Raw genomic sequence first — 18,915 nt, 5'->3', positions numbered from 1 at the left:
TCTCGACGAACACTTCATTCAATGGAAGGAACTAGTCATGTCCAGGTTACCACTTCTCAAAACACTGCTCTGTTTCAGCCTGCTTGCTCTCGCACTGCCCGTATCCGCCGAACCGGAAACCGAGACGAACCCCCAGGAACTGAAATCCATTTCCCTGGGACAGATTACGCCTCTCTATCGCAGCAAGCTGATTTATCTGGCAGGTCAGCCAACCAAAGAAGATTTGCCCCTGATTCAGAAGGATGGCGTTAAAACCGTGGTCAATCTGCGAACTGAAAAAGAACTCGACTGGGATGAAGCCGGTTTAGTGCGCATGCTGGAACTGGATTACGTGGCGATCCCGTTTCTGACACCGGAAACACTCACACCCGCTGTCTTTGACCAGTGTCGCGGCGTATTGAATGACCAGGCTCGACACCCGCTGATTCTGCATTCAGCTTCCGCCAACCGGGTTGGAGCGATCTGGCTCGTGCATCGTGTGTTGGACGATGACGTTGAGTTTGACGCCGCATTAAAAGAAGCGAAACAGGTTGGCCTGAGAACCCCCGGTTATATCGATCAGGCAAAAGCGTATATCGCCGCGCAGAAGAAATAGTGATTCTGACATCAGGTACCTGATACTGCTTTTTTGAGGATGTCGACCCCTTCGTCAACCGTGCGAAAATGGTATTCCTCTTCTCGCACACTCTTGATGGGAGCATACAGAGAATAGACCAGACCGGCCGCTGCATTGTTCGCATAGACTTCAGCCAGTCGAGTCTGTTTATGAAATACATCGACCTTCAGGTATCCCGGTTCAAACAGATCCAGTTCAACCGAGAAGTCTGAACTGAGATCGAGCACTGCTTGAGATAATTTCCGTAAAGCCTGTAATTCCAGTGAGGCCTGTGGTTCAAAGTTCTGATGCCAGTCCGGAGGAATCTGCCAGGTATCGGGGTTAGTCTGTTTCATCGGAGGTTCTTCATGAGGATGGGTTCCCGATTCAAGCAGTTGATTCCTGGTAATCAATCCTTGAAAACAGGTTGTTTAAATATTCAATCCAGAACAGATCACTCCCGTAGCTGACAGGTTTGAAACCGTCATACTCGGCGGATTGCCAGTTGATCTCAAACGCTGCTGCCAGACAGGAAATCATTTTTTGAATTTTTATTAGCCGAAGTCGGTCCTTCACTGGATTGGTTGTGACAAACCAGAGTTCCGGAATATGGATTTCCAGCTGCGTCTGTGTCAAAAAGAGAAACATTTTGAATTGCCTGTTTTTCTCAAGAAAGAAATGACAATGGACCGGGAGTTTCAGACTTTCAACGCCGCCTGGACACCATTCCTGCTGCGAATTGACAGGCCCGTGAAAATAGAGCGCACCGTTCAGGCACTGATCAACCTGTGATTGAAGCTTACGATTCTGGCTAAAATCAGCCTGCTTCCTGAAGTCTGACCACAGCACCAGATCGCCAGTGTCGGTTGCATCGAAAACACGATAAGTCTGAGCTGGTATTTTCAGCGTTCTCTCAATGTGACTTAAATCTCGCGATAATTCTTTTATCTCATCCGCGGGACAGATCAGTGAAACCTGCTCCCAGCCACATTGGATGCACTTCTGCGTTACCATGTGACCGCATAAATCTGTGAGCAGAGTCGCATTACATTGAGGACAGTCTGAAGAACACATCGTAGACTTATTCCCTGCCGAATGGAATCAGGCAGCCTGGGGAGAAAAAATGACGTTGCAACAGACGCGCATTCTATCAAAAGATTTCAATACAGGGAATTTTTTTGAAGTCTGTTATTTCAAAGCGGGTGGTACAAGTACGTGAGATGCTTCTAAGGAATCCGTCTCCGCTGTTTTTTCCCAGAGGTAGATTTCCAGGGGAGGCAGATTCCACAAGACGAAGGCGCGGCTCTGGGGGGCGCCGAAACAGTCTTCGGCGAGCTCGCAGACACTGTTGCGAAACTGGTAGGTGACGAATGCACCGCCCGGGGCAAGTACCCGATGGATGGTTTCGATCAACTGGCGACCTTCTTCAGGCGTCATCACCGAAAAGGGAACGCCGGAGACTATCACATCGGGAGCCTGCAGCTGATTTCGCCTCAGGATTTCTTCGAGATATAACGCAGAGTCTTCCACTACGGTCAGACGGGGGTCGGCGAACTCCTGCAGATGATTTACAAACTCAGAAACGACCTCCACGCACAACAGCTGTGTGGCCGCAGGAATGGCATCCAGCAGAGTTTGTGTAGTCTCCCCTGTCCCCGGGCCGAGTTCCACAACGCAGCGGGCGGACTGCAGGCAGGCCAGGGAACTCAGTTTTCGCTGCAGGTAACCTGAACTTGGAACAAATGAGGCAACCTGTAACGGGTTCTCAAAGAACCCCCGGAGAAAACAGGGGATAAATGACGAACGTGATGCCGACTCCTGTGCTGAAAGTTGAGTGCTGCTCATTTCTGTTTCCTGCCGAGTTGGTTGAATTACCAAAGATTGAGCCAGGTCTCGAATTCCGTCGGACCTGCACTCTCCTTTCAGTCTTAGATATCAAATTTCCGGTGAATCAATTCTACACTATTTAACGCTTGTCACGAAGGGCTTTGATCAGTTCCGCCTTCTTCATCTTGCTGCGACCTTTGATATTATTTTCAGCAGCCAGATTCTGAAGCTCTTCGACCGTGCGATCTTCCAGTCTCGTATTCGGGTTTCCTGTACCTTGTGTCGTTTTGTTGGGCGTCTTTCCAGACTGTCTTCTCTGTTTGTTGACAGTCCGGGCAGCAATCTCTTCTGCTTTGTCTTCCGAACGGCCTCGATCCAGCGCACTCTCTTTAATGTGTTGATACTGTCTTTCTTCTTTTTGATTCCATGTCGTAGGCATTGTTCCTGCTCCTGTCTGCTGTCAGTTACAGATCAATTCGATCCGTTGTGGGAATCGACATAGTCTCTGACAAATTCCTTCAGTTCCGGCTTATTACATTCAAAGCCGATCTCTTTTGCTTTCTGCAACGTCTGTTCGCCCGTCTTTCCCTGTTCGACGGCCAGATTCATCATGACCGCCGCACCAGCCCGTTTACCGCTTTTGCAGTGCGCATAAATCGGTTTGGGAAGCGCAGCATACTTTTCGCGAAACTGATCAATCTGCGCGTCATTCAGAGAATTCATCGACATCGGGATATGCAGGTACTCCATTCCCGCTGCATGCACGACCTGATCTTCCGCCTGAGGCGAAATCGGCTGATCCTGTTCGTGAGGTGCGCGGAAGTTGACAATGGTCTTAAAACCTTCCTGTCCAAATTCATAAATTTCCTGAGAGTCAGGCTGCGGGCCGACAGTGATTTCTTCGTTGATTTTCATTGTGCCTTCCATTTTGGTCTCCTTATCTGAGAGCTCGATTGATTCCATAAACTCGGCAACAGAAAATAAATCGCAAAATCCATGCCAGCATGGTTTCACATGGCGGATTTTCTCAGAATCTGTACACACCACTTTCCATGAGCGTTTCTCACGATTTGAATTGAGAAACAGTGATCGTTCAGCTACCAGACTGGTTGTCAGGCTACCGATCCGATCGTTTTCTGAAAAAAATAGTGTGATATTTTCGGTTCCAGTACGCCTTATCTGATGGATGGTCATTCCCGGTCGGCTATCTGCAGACTACAGTATGACTTATGGCACAATCACTGGGGTTCTTTTCAGGGAGTACACTCATGCGAAGCAGGTTTCTACTTACAGTTTTTGCTGGCACATTACTGCTTTCCACACATCTGGTGAGCGCAGCCCCGCTGGCGGAGGAGTACCTGAAAACAGGTCAGTTGAGTGAAGGCGCGACAGCGCTGCAGGCACAACTGAAAAAGAATCCGGATGACGACCAGGCGCGGTTTGGTCTGGGGGTGATTCAGTTCTTCCAGTCTCTGGAACATCTGGGAAACAACCTGTACCAGTATGGGTTGAGAACCGAGCGGGCCTTTGGTGGTATGCCTGGAGAAATCAGGGAAGTCCTGCCTCAAAACCCGGCCCCCAAAACCCTCTCTTACACTGAGACACGAAAGATCATCCAGACCTGGGTCAATGATTTGAACGCCGCCGAACAGACGCTGTCAGCCGTAAAAGATTCTGATGTCAAACTCCCTTTGCATGTGGGATTGATCAAGGTTGATTTGACAGGCACGGGTAAACCGATCGATGCCGGATTTCTTCTGGGTGGATTCAATACTCCCGAAGAGCAACAGCAGGTCGCCGCTTTCGTACTCGATTTTGATCGCGGTGATGCAGACTGGCTGGCGGGCTACTGTAACTTTCTGTGTGCCTGGGGAGAAGTTTTACTGGCCGTTGATGGCGAAGAGATGTTCAACTGCACGTCCCACCTGTTCTTTGAAAAGGTCGACACTCCCTATCCATTTCTCATGGACGGCACCCGACGATTTGACACCGTTTACAATCCTGCCACGGGAGTGAACCGACCGCTCGTCTCTGACATTCTGGCCTTCATTCACCTCTGGCGATTTGAATTGAAAGAACCGGAACGGATGAAAGCAGCACTCGCGCATCTGGAAGACATGCAGCGTCACGCGAAATCGATGTGGAAATATTATCTGGCGGAGACTGACAATGAAAATGAATGGATTCCCAATCCAAACCAGACCGGCGTTTTAGAAATCAAAGTTACGCAGGAAATGGTGGATACCTGGCTGGTGGTGCTGGATGAAGCGGGTGAGGTCTTGCAGGGAAAGAAACTGATTCCCTTCTGGCGCGGGCAGCCGGGCGTCAAAGGGGTCAATTTACGTCGCGTGTTTACAGAACCGCGAAAGATTGATCCGTTTCTCTGGTTCCAGGGGACCGCGGCGGCTCCTTATCTGGAAAAGGGAACAATCACCGACTTTGCCAACCCGGAACTGTGGCGCCGCATCAACCAGACGTTTGGCCGCAATCGCTTTTTCACCCTGGCGTTCTGGTTTAATTAAGTCGTCTGATCCGAGGCTGTCGTTTCCAGACAATCATCAAACAGCTGAGTCAGTTCCTGAGCGTCAAAACCAGATCCGATGGCGACGATCCGGGTGCGCGGCGGTCGCGTGACCCAGTCGTCGAGGGCCGTCAGTTCCGTACGCCGTCCGACGGCCTGCAGGGCAAATCGCTGTTGTGGATCATCGCTGCAGTAAACGATGCCTTTACAGCGATAGATGGAAGCGGGCAGTTGGCGGCGGACCATCTCCTGCAGATTTTTAACGGAAAAGGGCCGATCGGTTTCGTAGCTCCAGGTTTCAAACAGCTGACTGACGGCGTGTTTCTGTGGAGAGGTTTCGCTCATCGAGATCTGTTTTTGTGCTTCCAGATGAACAGGATCAAACCGACCCACGGCCAGTAGAACTTCCAGTGGAACGTCACAACACTCTGCAGTGACAATCCGAATCCGCTGCAGATGCTGACCAATCCATTCATTGATCACTTCCAGATGTGTCGGTCCCACCAGATCGACTTTATTCAGAATCACCATATCCGCAAAGCCGATCTGCCTCAGCTTGAGTGCGGTCAGCTCTTCATTGTCAGCATGTAAGAAGATGGCTTCCGCATCGACAACACAGGTAATACTGTCCAGCCGCAACAGTTTTTCGTAGCGGGCATTCAAGAATGTCATCACGACCCCTTCCGGATCGGCGACGCCGCTCGCCTCCAGAATCACGTAGTCGATCACATCTTCACGCGTCAGCAGTTGCTCCAGCGAATTGACCAGGTCATCGCGTATTTCGCAGCAGATACATCCATTCGTGAGATTGATGGTATTTTCTTCAACCCCTTCGACGAGTTCCGCATCGATGTTGATGGCACCGAAGTCATTGACGAGCACCCCGACGCGCAGACCATGATCGCCGTTCAGAATTCGATTCAACAGCGTCGTCTTGCCTGCACCCAGGAATCCGGTCAGCAGTGTCACCGGTACGGGGTCGCGGCCTTCTATTTCAATCGGTTCAAGCCGCGGGGCCGGCGCGAGGATCGGACGTTCGTCTTCAGTCATATCGCAATTCTTTTTTTAACAGACAGACACGACAACAGGGAACTACGATGCGTCTATAGTTCTCCCATCAAGAGTTACTTATCGTCGTCAACTTTAATACCGCGTGCTTCGAGCATCTCGCGCGGATTGAGGGTGATGCCGGGCCATTTCTGAACCGGTTTGCGATACGCATCGGGCGGATAATATTTGTGCGGATCGATTTCCAGCTCCCGCAGAAATTCAGACTGCTGTTTTTCACGAGGCAGTCGAGGTGTGGGCAATTTGATTTCCGCAGGCAGTTTTTCTCCCGGCTTGAGCAGCCAGCGCGGGTCCATCGAAGCAGGGGCCGCACCATCGGGCAGCAACGCTTCGCGAGACCAGATCGCATCTTTGGTCACATTGATGACCTGCACATCGGGTCCGCCAAACATGAACAGTCCATCCCAGTTCGCACGAACTTCAGCCGTCGATTCTGCTTCGAGCGCGGGGCCGGCATATTCGTAATGACAGATGGCGGCCATGCGGGGCTGCGTCTGTTTGAACAGATACCCGGCGGCATAATACATCGTGTGGAAAATGTCGATCGTATATTCCCAGAGTTCTGCAGGCGCGCCCAGTTTCATCGACGACAACTGAGGAACATCGATGGTTCCCTCGGAGACAAAAACGTCAACACCTTTTCCATATTTGGCTGACAGTTCATCCGGACGTCCATCGCCGGTCCAGACAAAGGAGAGCCCGGCGTCTTCCCAGTCCAGACGGTAGGCAGACGCGCCGTCTTTCACATGCGAGCGAGGCCAGTGTCGCACCTTCACACCATCTTTGTCGTAACAGAGTCCGTTCTCCTCTTTCCAGTCGAACTCGGTCACTTCAATCTCCATACCATCGCCGATCGGGCAGGCATTGAAGTTTTCTTCATGCCAGCGGTTCATCTCGCGCATATGCTTCACCATATGCTTGATCCCCAACTCAGGTGTGCGACCGGAAGGACCATACACCCGTAGCGGCGTATATCCTCCAGAAAACGCGCGAAAGGGATAAAAGTAAGGCAGATCGGCAAAATGATCGGAGTGCAGGTGGCTGATGAAAATATCATTGATCAGTGGTGCAGGGACCTGCATGGCAACGGCATTCGAAATACTGCCATTTCCCAGATCGAAAAAAAAGCGTCGTGGTTGCGTTTCACCATTCCCCAGTTCGACCAGAATGGAAGTGCCGGACTGCAACCGCGTGGGAGGCCAGGGCGTACTGCCCAGAAATGAGATGCGCATTTCGTTTTTCGGCAAGATTTCCGTGCCCGGCATATAGACATTGCGATTTTTGATCGCCGGCCAGGGCTTGTAATAGTCGGGCAGACTGATCCCCCCGCCGGGACGAGGGCCATACGGGTTTTTCATTTCACAGTCACCGTCCGCCGCAGATGCCATTCCGGGAACGGAAGCAGCCAGTCCCGCTCCGACGGCAGCAGCACTCCCTTTCAGAAAATTACGTCGGCCCTGATCGTTTTCCGGCTGCTTCTGATTCTTATCGTTTTGCGTCAAGGCGCTCTCCTCTGTCGGTTGTGATAAACTCTTAGACTGCGTTCAGTTTTACGGTATCGTTTTCAAGGCTGTTTGACCCGAGTCGATTCGATTGCGAGACGTCATCCTGAAATGTGATGCGCTCTGGCTGATTACGTCTGGCCAACAGCGTTGTGGCAGGGGTATTTCATATTTTGAACAGGGAATCAGCAAAGGCTGCTGTGATTGACGGTAACTTCGTAACGCTTGCGACGTAAGAAAGTTCCATGGATGTGAAAGAACGTTTATCGATTGTATCGGTTCTCTGAATGCGATGCCAAGAGTTTCTTTGCGATTTTGAGAAATCATAGTGACCCGTAACTCAATTAAGATGCATCATCGATCTGTCTCTCATAACTGATTTTAATGGAAGCTGGTCGCTCACTTTTCAGTCAGATCAGCGCGAATTCATCAATCCTTGTTTGAAGCCCTCGTAGAACATAAGTATATTCACCAATGTGGGCAGCGTTTTCTGTTTCTCACAGGCATCATCAATGACGAACACTACTTAATATCTATTACCACTGAGTTACGGACTGCAAGATGATTAAAATCGACTTTAGAGTGCTACTGAAATGTTATCCCGGTGAAGTTCTATTTTATGCCGTGGGAGTGATTGTCGGAATTGCTTTACTCACTGTCTCTCCTGCGTTAGGAGGAGTGGTTGCCGGGATTGCAATTGTTGCCGGCTTTATGAACGTCTACACCTGGAAGGGTCACTTTGCCGCTGGTGCGCTGATGCCGGCTGTTGTGGTGAATCCGGATAAAAATCTGATTGCCGTCCTGGCAGATATGAATGCTCAGGGAGGCAAACCTTACCTGATGTTAAAGATTGCCAAGCGCCCCATTAAAGGCGCCACAGGTGCACCGTTCAAAAAAGGATCGAAACTGGCGACAGTCACCACATTTCACAATACGAATCTCGTCGACAAAAAACGCTGGACCGATATCAACCCGATCGTTGTGAATTGTGCGACGGGCAATCGTAAAACGATCAAGCGTGCCCTGAACGCGATTGATGAAGAAGAGTGGGACGATTTAATGCGAGCAGTAAAAAAGATGAAACAGCCGATGAAACCGGGGATTTATCCTGTATGATCTGATGATCTGATGATCTGATTCAGTAAAACCAGCCTGAAAGGGGATGACCAATGCGTGCGCAGCCGATGATCGTCGTGAATGATGTGGAAGCCAGCAGTCTCTGGTATCAGCGTTTACTGAATGTGAAAAGCGGACATGGCGGCGCTGAATACGAACAGTTGATGAATGCAGAAGGAACACTGATTCTGCAACTGCATCTGTGGGACACCCACGAGCATCCATTTCTGGGTGATCCGCAAGCCATCAAAGGGAACGGCGCACTGCTCTGGTTCGAAATCGACGATTTTGAAGATGCCGTCCAGCGGGCCGAAGACCTGGCAGTGGAAATTCTGGACGGACCACTGGTCAATCCCCTCGCGCAACATCGGGAGATCTGGATTCGCGATCCGGACGGCTATACGATCGTACTGGCGACAAAATACGGGGATCTGTGATCTCATACGAATCATTTTTCAGGCTTCCCTTTCTGATTCAACAGGATTGCATGCACTATGACATTCACATCGATTCAAGTCCCCGGAACAGAGGCGGTCGAACGGTTAAATGAGTTGAGAGATCAGTTTGCGAAAACAGGAAAATACCCATTCCTGATTGGGCCACACCAGGATCAGGAGACAATGATCAAATCTGCTGAATTCAACCGGCAGTCACCTGAGGAAATCATACGCGCCTCTCAGAAGCTCGATCTCGAAGAATGGGTGGCAGAACGCAAGGCGGAAGTGGAAGAGTATGGTTATTCTCCCTATGAGGACCTGGGAGAATGGCCTGGAGAAATCCATGACAAAGGTTCCCTCATTTTGCACAAAAACGCTGTGACGGGAAAATTTCTCCCCGAAGTCTATATCGGACTGGCAGAGGTTGAAACGTCCTGGCAGCTTCCCGCCGTTTTAAAATTTGGTGGCTGGAATGATTGCCCTGATGCGGAGGTTCAATGTGCCTTCCATCGCAAGTGGCAAACCGAGTTTGGAGCAGAAATCTGCAGTGTCGGGGGTGGTGTTATCGAATGCACAGTCAATCGACCTCCGCAAGATCAGCACTCAGCCATGCAACTGGCCTGGGAACAGTACTGGTATTGTGCAGATATTGTGGATCAGGGTTGTGAAACGATCAGTAATCTGGGTGCCACGCTTCTGAAATCTCCCTACTGGTTCTTCTGGTGGGATTAAGAGAAATCCCTGCGAAAGCCCTACCAGAACAGCCGGTGAGAACTATAATCTCGAAAGTTTGTTACAGGATCCATGTACTGAAGTACTTGATATTAGCGGGGAACAGGGCTGTCCATGTCGCAGGAAATTACATCAGAAATTATTGCTTCCTTTTCCGAACAGCTGGAAAATCATCCGATCTATGAAGCGATCGCCTCACTCGATGATCTGCAGCGATTCATGGAGCACCATGTCTACTCGGTCTGGGACTTCATGTCGCTGGTCAAGTACCTGCAGGCTGTGATTGCACCGACCGGCGCCCCCTGGCTGCCTCGTGGTGATGCCAGTGTCAGACGGTTCATTAATGAAATCGTACTGGAAGAAGAATGCGACGAAACTGCGGATGGCGCGTTTTCCAGCCACTTCGAACTCTACCAGACAGCGATGACCGAAGTGGGTGCCAGCACGGAAACCCTGACGCAATTCATCAGGATCGTCGATCAGCAGGGCATTGAAGCGGCTCTCCAGTTCCCCGGGATGCCGGAACCGTCACGGCAGTTTACGAAACAGACCTTTGCCTTCATCGCAGACGGAGCGCCGCATAAAATCGCTGCGGCGTTCGCGCTGGGTCGCGAGCACATTATTCCCGGCATGTTCCGTTCGATTCTGAAACAGACCGGCGTCACGGAAGAACAGGCTCCGGTATTTCACTACTATCTGAACCGGCACGTCGAACTGGATGGCGACTTCCACGCCCCGCTTTCACTGCGTTTGCTCAACGGGTTGTGTGACAATGACCCCGTGAAAATTCAGGAAGCAATCACCGCGGCACAGGCTGCTGTGGAGGCACGGCTGCAATTATGGGATGGCGTGCTGGAGTGTATTCAGGCGAAGGTGTGACATTCTGATTCTCCAGGATTGATCAGACAACTTCATTTTGCAGCTGTTCTCTCTATTAATCATCTATCAGAATCCTCTCTTACGGAAGTGCCTCATGAGTTATCCCACATTCAAAGCGGCTCTCGCGCATGTCGCTCCCGTGTTTCTCAATAAAGACACGACCGTCGAGAAAGCCTGTTCGCTGATTCGTGAAGCCGCCGGTAACGGGGCGCAGATCATTGTCTTTCCCGAGACGTACATTCCCGCATTTCCGGTCTGGTGTGCATTGCAGGCACCGATTCATAATCATGATCTGTTCTGCGAGCTGGCAGCGAACTCCATCAAGGTGGATGGTCCCGAACTGGCTCTCATCGCTAAGACGGCTCGCGAATGTGAGATGTTTGTTTCGATGGGCTTCAATGAGGGAACGACCGTCAGTAGCGGCTGTATCTGGAATGCGAACGCGTTGATCGGCGATGACGGCAGTATCCTCTGTCATCACAGAAAGATCGTCCCGACCTTTTATGAAAAACTGGTCTGGTCTCCCGGCGATGGCGCGGGGCTGGAAGTCTGTCCGACGCGACTGGGACGACTGGGCATGCTGATCTGCGGTGAGAACACAAACCCTCTGGCCCGGTTCACGCTGCTGGCCCAGGGAGAGCAGGTCCACATGTCGACGTATCCGCCGGTCTGGCCCTCACACGATCCGACGGTCCATGAAAACTATGATCTCAAGAATGCGATTCTCATTCGCGCCGGGGCGCACTCATTCGAAGGCAAACTGTTCAATCTGGTCGCCGCCGGTTATCTGGACCAGGCAGCCTTCGACCTGCTGAAACAGCGTGATCCCGATTCCGCCCGCATCCTGGAAGGGAGCCCCCGTGGTATCTCGGTCGCGATTGGACCGAACGGCACTCCCATCAGTGAGATCATGCAGGCGGACGAAGGAATTCTCTACGCCGACATCGACCTCTCCCTCTGCGTCGAACCGAAGCAGCTTCACGATCTGGCGGGGGGATACAACCGTTTTGATATTTTCCAGCTGACCGTTGATCGAACGGCGCAGCGGCCCATCCGGTTTCGAACGGATCACGGTTCACAGGATGACGAAGCGTCTGAAGGTGACACGCTGACGTTTCATTCCTGAACGGCAGCCGAACCGACTGACACTATTTTTGTGTCAGAGCAGCCTGACTCCCGACCAGCTTCTCTGCAGTATAAACGTGAATGTCCTGCTGCGGGAATGGAATTGAAATTCCGGCCTGATCGAACCGACGTTTGACTTCGCGGGTGACAGCGGTTTTCACATCCCACCAGTTCTCCGTTTTAGCCCACGGACGACAGACAATATTCACGGAAGAATCTGCCAGCGCGTGTGTCACAACAACCGGTGCCGGGTCTTTGAGAACCAGTTCGTGCTCCTCGACCACGTCTTTGATAATCTGTTCGGCCTGTTCGAAATCGTCGTCGTAGCCGATGCAGAATTCGAGATCGACGCGACGAACTTTATTGGCAGTGATATTAGTGATCACATTATTCCAGATCGAGTTGTTGGGCACATGAATGGTCTGGTTGTCAAAGGTACGAAAGGTTGTGGAAACCAGGTTCATCTGTTTGACGGTTCCAGTGACGCCCCCCGCGGTCACGACATTCCCCACATCAAAGGGACGATTGATCAGAATCATTAATCCGCTGGCAAAGTTGCTGAGAGTCCCTTGCAATGCCAGACCGACGACGAGTCCGGTTGCCCCGATGGCTGCCAGAATCGGAGTCACATCCACTTCCAATGCAGTGAGTGCAATAGCAAACCCAATGAGCAACAGCACGTTTTTGATCACACTGCTGATGAGATTTTCAGCGAGTTGGGTCAGCCTGACCTTACGCTCTAATACCCAGCGAATCATCATTGATCCCACTCTGGCAACCAGCCAGGTAATCAGCAGAATCACAATAAATTTACCAAGATTCCAGGCCATCCGCTGTCCCCCTTCTTTGGAGATGATCCAGCCTTTAATCCCGGACAAGGTGGCAGTGGCATCAGAGGTATCCAGTTCAATTCCGGAAACGGCGGTAATGTATTTTCGGTAAGTGTCGACATCGCCTCCCTTCAGAGCGAGTGAAGTCAGTACGACTTCCAGCCGATCGCTCAACGCGGTCCTTTCGTCCTGCAGTTTTGTCAGGTTGACCAGAAACTGTTCCTTCATCGCTTCTGCAGATTGCGTGGGAGTCGCAGAGGTATCGACTTCTGGCGTGGTTATTTTTTCAGAACCCGCTGTTTCCGAACTGCTGGCGACGGGTTCCGCATCTGCCGTTGACTGTGCGGCATCACTCTGATCCGGTTTGGTGGCATCAACGGCCACATCCACGCCCAGGTTTTCCTGCGCTGTTTTGACCAGTTCGTCTTCTGTCTTCTTTGCCAGTTTGTCGGCGGTCTTCTGAACGGATTCCGCTTTTTTCAGCGAATCGAGGGCCCGTTGATCATCGTTGGTACTCAACGCTTCGTTTGTTTTTTTCACTCCCAGTCGGGCGGCTGCAATCTGACGTGCTTTATTCTGCAGTAATTTAAACCAGGCATCCGCTTCAACCTGCAGTTCCTGTTTTGTCAGCGGTCGGACCATGATTTTTAACTGGTCGAGTGGAATTGTGGGATCGATGGTGGTGACCGGTTTCAGGTCTTGTACGGATTGAGTCGATTGTACCTCTTTTGACTTTTCCGTCTCTTTTTTTTCCTGGGCAAAAGCCGGCAGACAGGGAACGGCACAGAACACAACCAGCATCAACAACAGCTTTTCAAATCGCACTTCTAAACTCCACTACTATCACGTGAGAATACATATCAATTGGCGCACCCGCAGCCCGGGTATTGCTATCCTAGCATATAGTATTCGTCCTTCCAAATTTTTCTCAAAAGGCGCAGCTGATTCACAAAAAATGCGACACGATGTCACACTGAATTCAAAATCTTTTTGAATTCAGGTAGGAGATCTTCACAGGCTTACGTTATATTTCTGTAAACCTGACGAGGTAATTCACCCCATAACATCTCAACATCACCTGGTTAAGGCAGCCGCTCCATGACGACGAACTACGACCCCATCGCCGAGCAGTACAAACGATCCAAACAGCAGCCCTGGCGGACGTTCATTGAAGGTTACACACTGCTGAATCTGGCCGGCACTCCAGCAGGGTTGTCCGTGCTGGATGTCGCGTGTGGTGAAGGATTCTACACCCGCATGCTCCGCGAACGCGGTGCCACGCGCGTCGTAGGCGTCGATCTGTCACAGGGGATGATTGAACTCGCTCAGAAACAGGAAACGCAGAATCAGCAGGGCATCGACTACATCGTCGGTGATGCCCGGGAGCTGCCTGTCACAGAACAGTTCGATCTGGCAGTCGCCGCTTACCTGCTGAACTATGCCCGCACGCGCGACGAACTGCAGTCGATGTGCAACGGCATCGCGAATGCACTCAAACCGGGCGGACGCTTCGTGACCGTCAACAGCAGCCCGATGTTTCATTTTCCCGGCAGCCCGTCGTTTCGTCATTTCGGGTTTGAAACCTCTGCCAGCGATGACTGGATCGAGGGGACGCCGATCACCTGGACCTTTCATCTGGAGGACGGTCCGTTTGATATTGAAAACTATCACCTGACCGCTGACACCCATGAAGCCGCCTTTCGCGAGGCCGGCTTTAATGAGGTCCGCTGGCATGCCCCGCAACTCTCACCGGACGGACTGACCGACAACACGCCGGACTACTGGTCCCCCCTGTTGACCAATTCCCCTATCACGTTCATTGAGTGCGTGAAATAGCTTCCCCCGGCCCTAGACGCCCCGGTTTCGACTCCGGAGATATTTTCCGCCCCATTAATCGTCCCGACAATAGTTGTCTTGACAAGTATTGTTGAGACGTTCATAATTTCCAGCATGACAGCACCCGTGCCCCAACCCAATATCGAACAGGTTCAATTCGACTCGCCCGAGCAGGAAGTCTATCTGCAGCTCTGGCGGACCTACGACTGCCTGAAGGCCCTCGAAGAAGCCCTGTTCGTGCAGTACGACCTGTCTGCACAGCAATACAATGTATTGCGTCTGCTGCAGGCCGTCGCACCGGGTACGATGCAGACAATGGAACTGGGACGCCGGCTGATTTCCCGTGCCCCCGATACCACACGTCTGCTGGATCGACTGGAGAAGCGTTCGTTAATTCAGCGCAGTCGGCTCCCCGAGAATCGGCGGGTGGTGGAAATCGCCATCACAAAGCAGGGGCAGTCTCTGCTGGCAAAGATGGCGAACGCGGTGGTGGAGATGCACCAGAGCCAGCTGGGCCATCTGAGTGCAGCCCAGCAGAAACAACTGGTGAAACTGCTGAAACGTACCCGGGAGCCGCATGAAGATGCGAGCTGTGACTGGCTGGAATCAGATTGATCGACCGGGCAGCGCATTCTTGTCGATCAAAGAGATAAAGTAAATCGAGATAATGAGATGACGAATCAGGCCTGGCGGAATTCTGTGAAACAACTTTGGCCCTTTGGTCTCTGGCTGCTGGCGTTTTATACGGTCTGGCTGACGATCATCATCGCCACTGATGGCTGGCAGTCACTGCAGCATCACTGGCCGATCGCTTTGGCGATGGCTTTGGGCTCGTATATCGCCGGTTCCACTCCCATGGGTGGGGGAACCGTGGGTTTTCCCGTGCTCGTATTACTGTTTGACATGCCCGGTTCCCTGGGACGCAATTTTGGTCTGGCGGTGCAGTCGATCGGCATGGTATCAGCTGCGATCTATATTTTCTCTGCAAGACGTCCGCTCGACTGGGGACTGTTGCGCCCCGCGCTCGTTGGTGCGCTCATTGGTACGCCCCTGGGAGCGGCCTGCGTCGCGCCGTTTGTACCCGACCTGTGGGTGAAACTGACGTTTGCCGTCGTCTGGTGCAGTTTCGGTATCATGCATCTGATGAAAATGCGCGAGCTGGTCTCTGCGACGGGCGTCAGTGATCGCTGGCGGAACTACGACCGCTGGCTGGGACTGGCGGTCGGCTTCACGGGAGGCATCGTCGCCTCGGTGACCGGGGTGGGCATTGATATGATGGTCTATGCGACGCTGGTGCTCCTGTATCGCGCCGATCTGAAAATTGCGATTCCGACGTCAGTGGTCATCATGGCGTTTGCGTCGGTCGTGGGAATTACGACAAATGCAATTCTGTCGCACATCAATCCCGGCCTGTATTACATGGATCCCGAAGTGTATGCCAACTGGCTGGCGGCCGCCCCGATTGTCGCGCTGGGGGCCCCCTTCGGTGCGCTGGTGGTGAATCTGATTCCGCGCACGCCGACACTGCTGCTGGTTTCCCTGTTGTGTATCGGTCAGTTCTTCTGGACGATTGCGCATGAAGGGGTCTCCGGACTGGTCCTGCTCTGTGCCATCGCGGGGGTACTCGCTGTCAACTTTCTGTTTCACCTGCTCTACCACTGGGGACGCAACGAAGGTGCCTTCCCCGTTCTCCAGCAGACCACTGTAGAATCGCAGGCCGTCCAGCTTGCCAGTGAAGAGAACGTCGGCTGACATCTGCTCTCTCAGCAAAACAGAAAACTTCGCAATTCACTCTGAGATAACGGTTCTTACTTGGCTCATGTAATCTTGTCGAGTAGTATGAAGGGCAACAGTTCAAAAACACTTCCCCCTGTTGACGTTCAGAAGAGAAGCGGGTTCATGAGCAATGCGAAGAAGCTGGAATCGATGCTCGAATTCCTGTGCAACGATGTTTACGAGGTTCTTTCATCTGACATAGATGAGGCACTGAAATATACAGCCCCGGGTCAATTTGCAAATCGTATTTCCGGACTGCTGCAGTTAGCCGTTGATGTCGAGGGGGAACACCTCAAATCTGTAATTAATGCGGCGGCGATATGCGATGTCCTATTCATTCTCCGTCGAAGTATTCTGACAGACGAGTTGGTAGATGACTCTGAACTGCAGGTCTCCGCGGAACTGATGAAGTATTCCCTGCATCGTTTCAGTTTCATGGAAGATTACAAACCGTATCTGTATGGCTGTGATGCTGAAGAATTTCGAGCACTGCTGATCCAGTGGGAATCGGACAACAGCTGGTTAGGAGGTGCGATTCTGGACGGTGCCTTACATGAACCTTTCCGATTGCTGGTCATGATTGCCTGTATAATCAAAAAATCTCCTGAGTTATTTCAATCTTACAGCAAAATGCAGCTGCTGACTGCGAAACTGGTATTGAATGCCAATGGAATTCAAAAGGAAGACCAGACCTTTTTCACAAAGCAGTGTAATGACCTGCGCGAATTTGAGGAAGTAATCTTCGAATATCTGGACGCATCGGCCGAATCGCAGAAGAAGAAAAAGACGGACGAGGTCAATAGCGTAAGTGATGTGCCAATCCAGATCACTCCCGAAGAATCTTTAAAGCAGGGACTGCAGGAACTCAACACGTTGATTGGTCTGGATGCGGTCAAAGCGGAAGTCACGCGCATGGCCAACTTTCTGAATATCCGCCAGCAGAGACAGTCGCAGGGGATGCCTGTCGCCTCGCAGACGCTGCATTTCGTCTTTACGGGAAATCCGGGAACCGGAAAAACGACGGTGGCCCGGATCATCGCGAAGATTTTGTACGGTTATCAGATTTTAAGAACCCCGAATTTCCTCGAAGCGGACCGGGCAACCATGGTGGGAGGCTACGTCGGTCAGACGGCGATTAAAACTAACGAAGTCATCGCGAAAGCCACCGACGGCGTGCTGTTCATCGACGAAGCCTACACACTGGCAAAATCGAGCGGGCAGGATTACGGCCAGGAAGCCATCGATACACTCCTTAAGAAAATGGAAGATCTGCGGGAGCGTCTCGTCGTCATTGTTGCCGGCTATCCGGTCGAAATGGCGGACTTCATCGAATCCAATCCGGGTCTGGAAAGCCGCTTCAGCCGCTATATTGTGTTTGAAGACTACCACGTTTCCGATCTGTGTCAGATTTTTGAAATGATGTGCAACGCCAACGCGTATCAGTTAACGCCCGCCGCCCGCGGCAACCTGGCAATTCTGCTGAACCGGATCTTCACCGACCGCGATCAGAATTTCGGGAATGCCCGCCTGGTCCGCAACGCCTACGAACGTACGCTGGGCAATCATGCCGACCGCCTGTCAATGAGCACCGAGCCGATCACCCGCGAAGCGCTGTCCACCATCGAAGCGGTCGACCTCCCGTTTCGCATTGCCAGGGGAATGTCAGGGCCCGTCGATCTGAAGACGTCACGCTGGAGAGTGAACTGCCCTAACTGTGAAAACACGACGACCGCCAGTCTCCCTTTTCTGGGACAGATCGTCAAATGCAATGCCTGTGGCACCCATTTCCGCTGCCCGTGGTGGAACCTGGACCGCAGTTCGGTCCCCGGTTTAAACGGCTTTGAACTCTACGAACGCCCGAGTGATCTGGATGGATACGATATTCAACCGGAAGAAGCAACTGCAAAAACTTAAGAGAGGTCGAACCATGTTGCCTGTATTGAAACGCGTCTGTCTATGCAGTCTGATTCTCCTTGGCAGCACCTTCACACAAGGCGAAGAACAGCAGCAAACCAGCAATGACTGGGCAGCCCGACCGGCGGGGAAGTATGAATTCCTGCAGGCGCCGTTTGAATCAGGCAAAGAAGAGGCCATTCGTCAATCGCTGCCGTTTCGGCGAATCAAACTGAAACACATGTCACCCGGCGGTTATTCCGTTATCACAGGCAAAGGAATTCCCGCGATCATCTATTACGTGGAATTTCACGCGAACGGCGATGCGGTTCTGCACGCGATTTCGGGACTGGACAGGAATGGCGTCTACACAGGAAAAATCTCACTGACCGAATACGCCCGCCTCTGTCTGCTCTACGAAACACTGATTGCAGAAGCCGGCGATCCCGCGAAATTCGGTTTGGAAATCCAGTCTTCCCATCCCGTGATTTCCGAATTGACACTGACGCTCAATGAAAACAAACCAGACCGCGTACATCGAAACGACCTCAACTTCGGTGATTTTAAATTCTGGGTGTTTGAAAATGTATTCGAGAATATTGAGTCCCGGGTAAAGTGGGTCAAAGCAGAGGAGTGACTATTATGCAGAAAATAAAACTCTTTTGAGCGAAATGACATCAGAGAGTGTCTCTGACTTCGAACCTGTCTACGTAAAAGATAAAAACAGTTTGTGCAATCAATACGGACTGGATCATAACCGAGACTAAGGCCCTGCGGC

20 protein-coding genes are annotated in these 18,915 nt (G+C 51.8%); 12 read left to right on the top strand and 8 right to left on the bottom strand.

Features of this window, described 5'->3' with window-relative positions:
* Positions 1-37 precede the first annotated feature (37 nt).
* Entirely contained in the window at positions 38-595 is a 558-nt protein-coding gene (locus ACN0YN_RS09785; RefSeq protein ID WP_417384819.1) for a fused DSP-PTPase phosphatase/NAD kinase-like protein, read from the top strand.
* A gap of 11 nt (positions 596-606) precedes the next feature.
* Here ACN0YN_RS09785 and ACN0YN_RS09780 read toward each other — a convergent pair whose 3' ends face one another.
* The 5 genes from ACN0YN_RS09780 to ACN0YN_RS09760 form a co-directional block, all read right to left on the bottom strand.
* Positions 607-951: a hypothetical protein gene (locus ACN0YN_RS09780; RefSeq protein ID WP_417384818.1), complete on the bottom strand. Its 345-nt coding sequence runs from the start codon at positions 949-951 to the stop codon at positions 607-609.
* 31 nt (positions 952-982) lie between these two features.
* Positions 983-1,669, bottom strand: a complete 687-nt coding sequence (locus ACN0YN_RS09775; protein WP_417384817.1) for a hypothetical protein — start codon at positions 1,667-1,669, stop codon at positions 983-985.
* 114 nt (positions 1,670-1,783) lie between these two features.
* Positions 1,784-2,440, bottom strand: a complete 657-nt coding sequence (locus ACN0YN_RS09770; protein WP_417384816.1) for a class I SAM-dependent methyltransferase — start codon at positions 2,438-2,440, stop codon at positions 1,784-1,786.
* Positions 2,441-2,561: 121 nt separating this feature from the next.
* On the bottom strand, positions 2,562-2,861 hold the full coding sequence (locus ACN0YN_RS09765; RefSeq protein ID WP_417384815.1) for a Rho termination factor N-terminal domain-containing protein: 300 nt from the start codon (positions 2,859-2,861) through the stop codon (positions 2,562-2,564).
* Between the two features lie 32 nt (positions 2,862-2,893).
* A complete protein-coding gene (locus tag ACN0YN_RS09760) occupies positions 2,894-3,349 on the bottom strand; it encodes a beta-lactamase hydrolase domain-containing protein (protein WP_417384814.1) in 456 nt (151 codons plus the stop codon).
* Between the two features lie 341 nt (positions 3,350-3,690).
* Here ACN0YN_RS09760 and ACN0YN_RS09755 point away from each other — a divergent pair, with 341 nt between their 5' ends.
* Positions 3,691-4,944, top strand: a complete 1,254-nt coding sequence (locus ACN0YN_RS09755) for a hypothetical protein (RefSeq protein WP_417384813.1) — start codon at positions 3,691-3,693, stop codon at positions 4,942-4,944.
* Here ACN0YN_RS09755 and ACN0YN_RS09750 read toward each other — a convergent pair.
* Entirely contained in the window at positions 4,941-5,993 is a 1,053-nt protein-coding gene (locus ACN0YN_RS09750) for a CobW family GTP-binding protein (RefSeq protein WP_417384812.1), read from the bottom strand. The two genes, ACN0YN_RS09755 and ACN0YN_RS09750, sit on opposite strands and share 4 nt — an antisense overlap.
* 74 nt (positions 5,994-6,067) lie before the next feature.
* Positions 6,068-7,513, bottom strand: a complete 1,446-nt coding sequence (gntH, locus tag ACN0YN_RS09745; RefSeq protein WP_417384811.1) for a guanitoxin biosynthesis MBL fold metallo-hydrolase GntH — start codon at positions 7,511-7,513, stop codon at positions 6,068-6,070.
* A gap of 561 nt (positions 7,514-8,074) precedes the next feature.
* Between gntH and ACN0YN_RS09740 the strand changes: the two genes are divergently transcribed.
* From ACN0YN_RS09740 to ACN0YN_RS09720, 5 genes are all read left to right on the top strand, one after another.
* A complete protein-coding gene (locus tag ACN0YN_RS09740; RefSeq protein ID WP_417384810.1) occupies positions 8,075-8,629 on the top strand; it encodes a DUF3239 domain-containing protein in 555 nt (184 codons plus the stop codon).
* A gap of 53 nt (positions 8,630-8,682) precedes the next feature.
* Positions 8,683-9,066 carry a VOC family protein gene (locus ACN0YN_RS09735; protein ID WP_417384809.1) on the top strand — a complete coding sequence of 128 codons (384 nt, stop codon included), beginning with the start codon at positions 8,683-8,685 and terminating at the stop codon, positions 9,064-9,066.
* A 57-nt stretch (positions 9,067-9,123) separates the two neighbouring features.
* A complete protein-coding gene (locus tag ACN0YN_RS09730) occupies positions 9,124-9,798 on the top strand; it encodes a DUF4253 domain-containing protein (RefSeq protein WP_417384808.1) in 675 nt (224 codons plus the stop codon).
* A 114-nt stretch (positions 9,799-9,912) separates the two neighbouring features.
* A complete protein-coding gene (locus tag ACN0YN_RS09725) occupies positions 9,913-10,677 on the top strand; it encodes a DUF3050 domain-containing protein (RefSeq protein ID WP_417384807.1) in 765 nt (254 codons plus the stop codon).
* 94 nt (positions 10,678-10,771) lie between these two features.
* Positions 10,772-11,803, top strand: a complete 1,032-nt coding sequence (locus tag ACN0YN_RS09720) for a carbon-nitrogen hydrolase family protein (RefSeq protein WP_417384806.1) — start codon at positions 10,772-10,774, stop codon at positions 11,801-11,803.
* Between the two features lie 22 nt (positions 11,804-11,825).
* Here the strand turns inward: ACN0YN_RS09720 and ACN0YN_RS09715 are convergent, their stop codons facing one another.
* The gene (locus ACN0YN_RS09715; protein ID WP_417384805.1) at positions 11,826-13,457 is read right to left on the bottom strand and encodes a mechanosensitive ion channel domain-containing protein; all 1,632 of its coding nucleotides are present in this window, start codon (positions 13,455-13,457) and stop codon (positions 11,826-11,828) included.
* Between the two features lie 273 nt (positions 13,458-13,730).
* Between ACN0YN_RS09715 and ACN0YN_RS09710 the strand changes: the two genes are divergently transcribed.
* The 5 genes from ACN0YN_RS09710 to ACN0YN_RS09690 all read left to right on the top strand — a co-directional run bounded on the left by ACN0YN_RS09710 (position 13,731) and on the right by ACN0YN_RS09690 (position 18,774).
* On the top strand, positions 13,731-14,468 hold the full coding sequence (locus ACN0YN_RS09710) for a class I SAM-dependent methyltransferase (RefSeq protein ID WP_417384804.1): 738 nt from the start codon (positions 13,731-13,733) through the stop codon (positions 14,466-14,468).
* 114 nt (positions 14,469-14,582) lie between these two features.
* Positions 14,583-15,083 (top strand): MarR family winged helix-turn-helix transcriptional regulator, encoded by a 501-nt coding sequence (locus tag ACN0YN_RS09705; RefSeq protein WP_417384803.1) that lies wholly within the window; start codon positions 14,583-14,585, stop codon positions 15,081-15,083.
* 57 nt (positions 15,084-15,140) lie between these two features.
* Positions 15,141-16,220, top strand: a complete 1,080-nt coding sequence (locus ACN0YN_RS09700; RefSeq protein ID WP_417384802.1) for a sulfite exporter TauE/SafE family protein — start codon at positions 15,141-15,143, stop codon at positions 16,218-16,220.
* 147 nt (positions 16,221-16,367) lie between these two features.
* A complete protein-coding gene (locus ACN0YN_RS09695) occupies positions 16,368-18,158 on the top strand; it encodes an AAA family ATPase (RefSeq protein ID WP_417384801.1) in 1,791 nt (596 codons plus the stop codon).
* A 13-nt stretch (positions 18,159-18,171) separates the two neighbouring features.
* Positions 18,172-18,774: a hypothetical protein gene (locus tag ACN0YN_RS09690; RefSeq protein ID WP_417384800.1), complete on the top strand. Its 603-nt coding sequence runs from the start codon at positions 18,172-18,174 to the stop codon at positions 18,772-18,774.
* The last annotated feature ends 141 nt before the right edge of the window (positions 18,775-18,915 follow it).

It is taken from the genome of Gimesia sp. (assembly GCF_048260065.1).
In the GTDB taxonomy this organism is placed as follows: Bacteria; Planctomycetota; Planctomycetia; order Planctomycetales; family Planctomycetaceae; genus Gimesia.
Note: the sequence above shows the minus strand (reverse complement) of the source record. Positions and strands in the feature narration are given on the sequence as shown.

Bases quoted from the DNA above. Each gene is read 5' to 3' on its own strand.
- ACN0YN_RS09760 (WP_417384814.1), bottom strand. From the start codon at position 3,349: ATGGAAGGCACAATGAAAATCAACGAAGAAATCACTGTCGGCCCGCAG.
- ACN0YN_RS09690 (WP_417384800.1), top strand. From the start codon at position 18,172: ATGTTGCCTGTATTGAAACGCGTCTGTCTATGCAGTCTGATTCTCCTT.
- ACN0YN_RS09750 (WP_417384812.1), bottom strand. From the start codon at position 5,993: ATGACTGAAGACGAACGTCCGATCCTCGCGCCGGCCCCGCGGCTTGAA.
- ACN0YN_RS09755 (WP_417384813.1), top strand. From the start codon at position 3,691: ATGCGAAGCAGGTTTCTACTTACAGTTTTTGCTGGCACATTACTGCTT.
- ACN0YN_RS09720 (WP_417384806.1), top strand. From the start codon at position 10,772: ATGAGTTATCCCACATTCAAAGCGGCTCTCGCGCATGTCGCTCCCGTG.
- ACN0YN_RS09725 (WP_417384807.1), top strand. From the start codon at position 9,913: ATGTCGCAGGAAATTACATCAGAAATTATTGCTTCCTTTTCCGAACAG.
- ACN0YN_RS09765 (WP_417384815.1), bottom strand. From the start codon at position 2,861: ATGCCTACGACATGGAATCAAAAAGAAGAAAGACAGTATCAACACATT.
- ACN0YN_RS09735 (WP_417384809.1), top strand. From the start codon at position 8,683: ATGCGTGCGCAGCCGATGATCGTCGTGAATGATGTGGAAGCCAGCAGT.
- ACN0YN_RS09710 (WP_417384804.1), top strand. From the start codon at position 13,731: ATGACGACGAACTACGACCCCATCGCCGAGCAGTACAAACGATCCAAA.
- ACN0YN_RS09780 (WP_417384818.1), bottom strand. From the start codon at position 951: ATGAAACAGACTAACCCCGATACCTGGCAGATTCCTCCGGACTGGCAT.
- ACN0YN_RS09695 (WP_417384801.1), top strand. From the start codon at position 16,368: ATGAGCAATGCGAAGAAGCTGGAATCGATGCTCGAATTCCTGTGCAAC.
- ACN0YN_RS09705 (WP_417384803.1), top strand. From the start codon at position 14,583: ATGACAGCACCCGTGCCCCAACCCAATATCGAACAGGTTCAATTCGAC.
- ACN0YN_RS09770 (WP_417384816.1), bottom strand. From the start codon at position 2,440: ATGAGCAGCACTCAACTTTCAGCACAGGAGTCGGCATCACGTTCGTCA.
- ACN0YN_RS09775 (WP_417384817.1), bottom strand. From the start codon at position 1,669: ATGTGTTCTTCAGACTGTCCTCAATGTAATGCGACTCTGCTCACAGAT.
- ACN0YN_RS09730 (WP_417384808.1), top strand. From the start codon at position 9,124: ATGACATTCACATCGATTCAAGTCCCCGGAACAGAGGCGGTCGAACGG.
- ACN0YN_RS09785 (WP_417384819.1), top strand. From the start codon at position 38: ATGTCCAGGTTACCACTTCTCAAAACACTGCTCTGTTTCAGCCTGCTT.
- ACN0YN_RS09740 (WP_417384810.1), top strand. From the start codon at position 8,075: ATGATTAAAATCGACTTTAGAGTGCTACTGAAATGTTATCCCGGTGAA.
- ACN0YN_RS09700 (WP_417384802.1), top strand. From the start codon at position 15,141: ATGACGAATCAGGCCTGGCGGAATTCTGTGAAACAACTTTGGCCCTTT.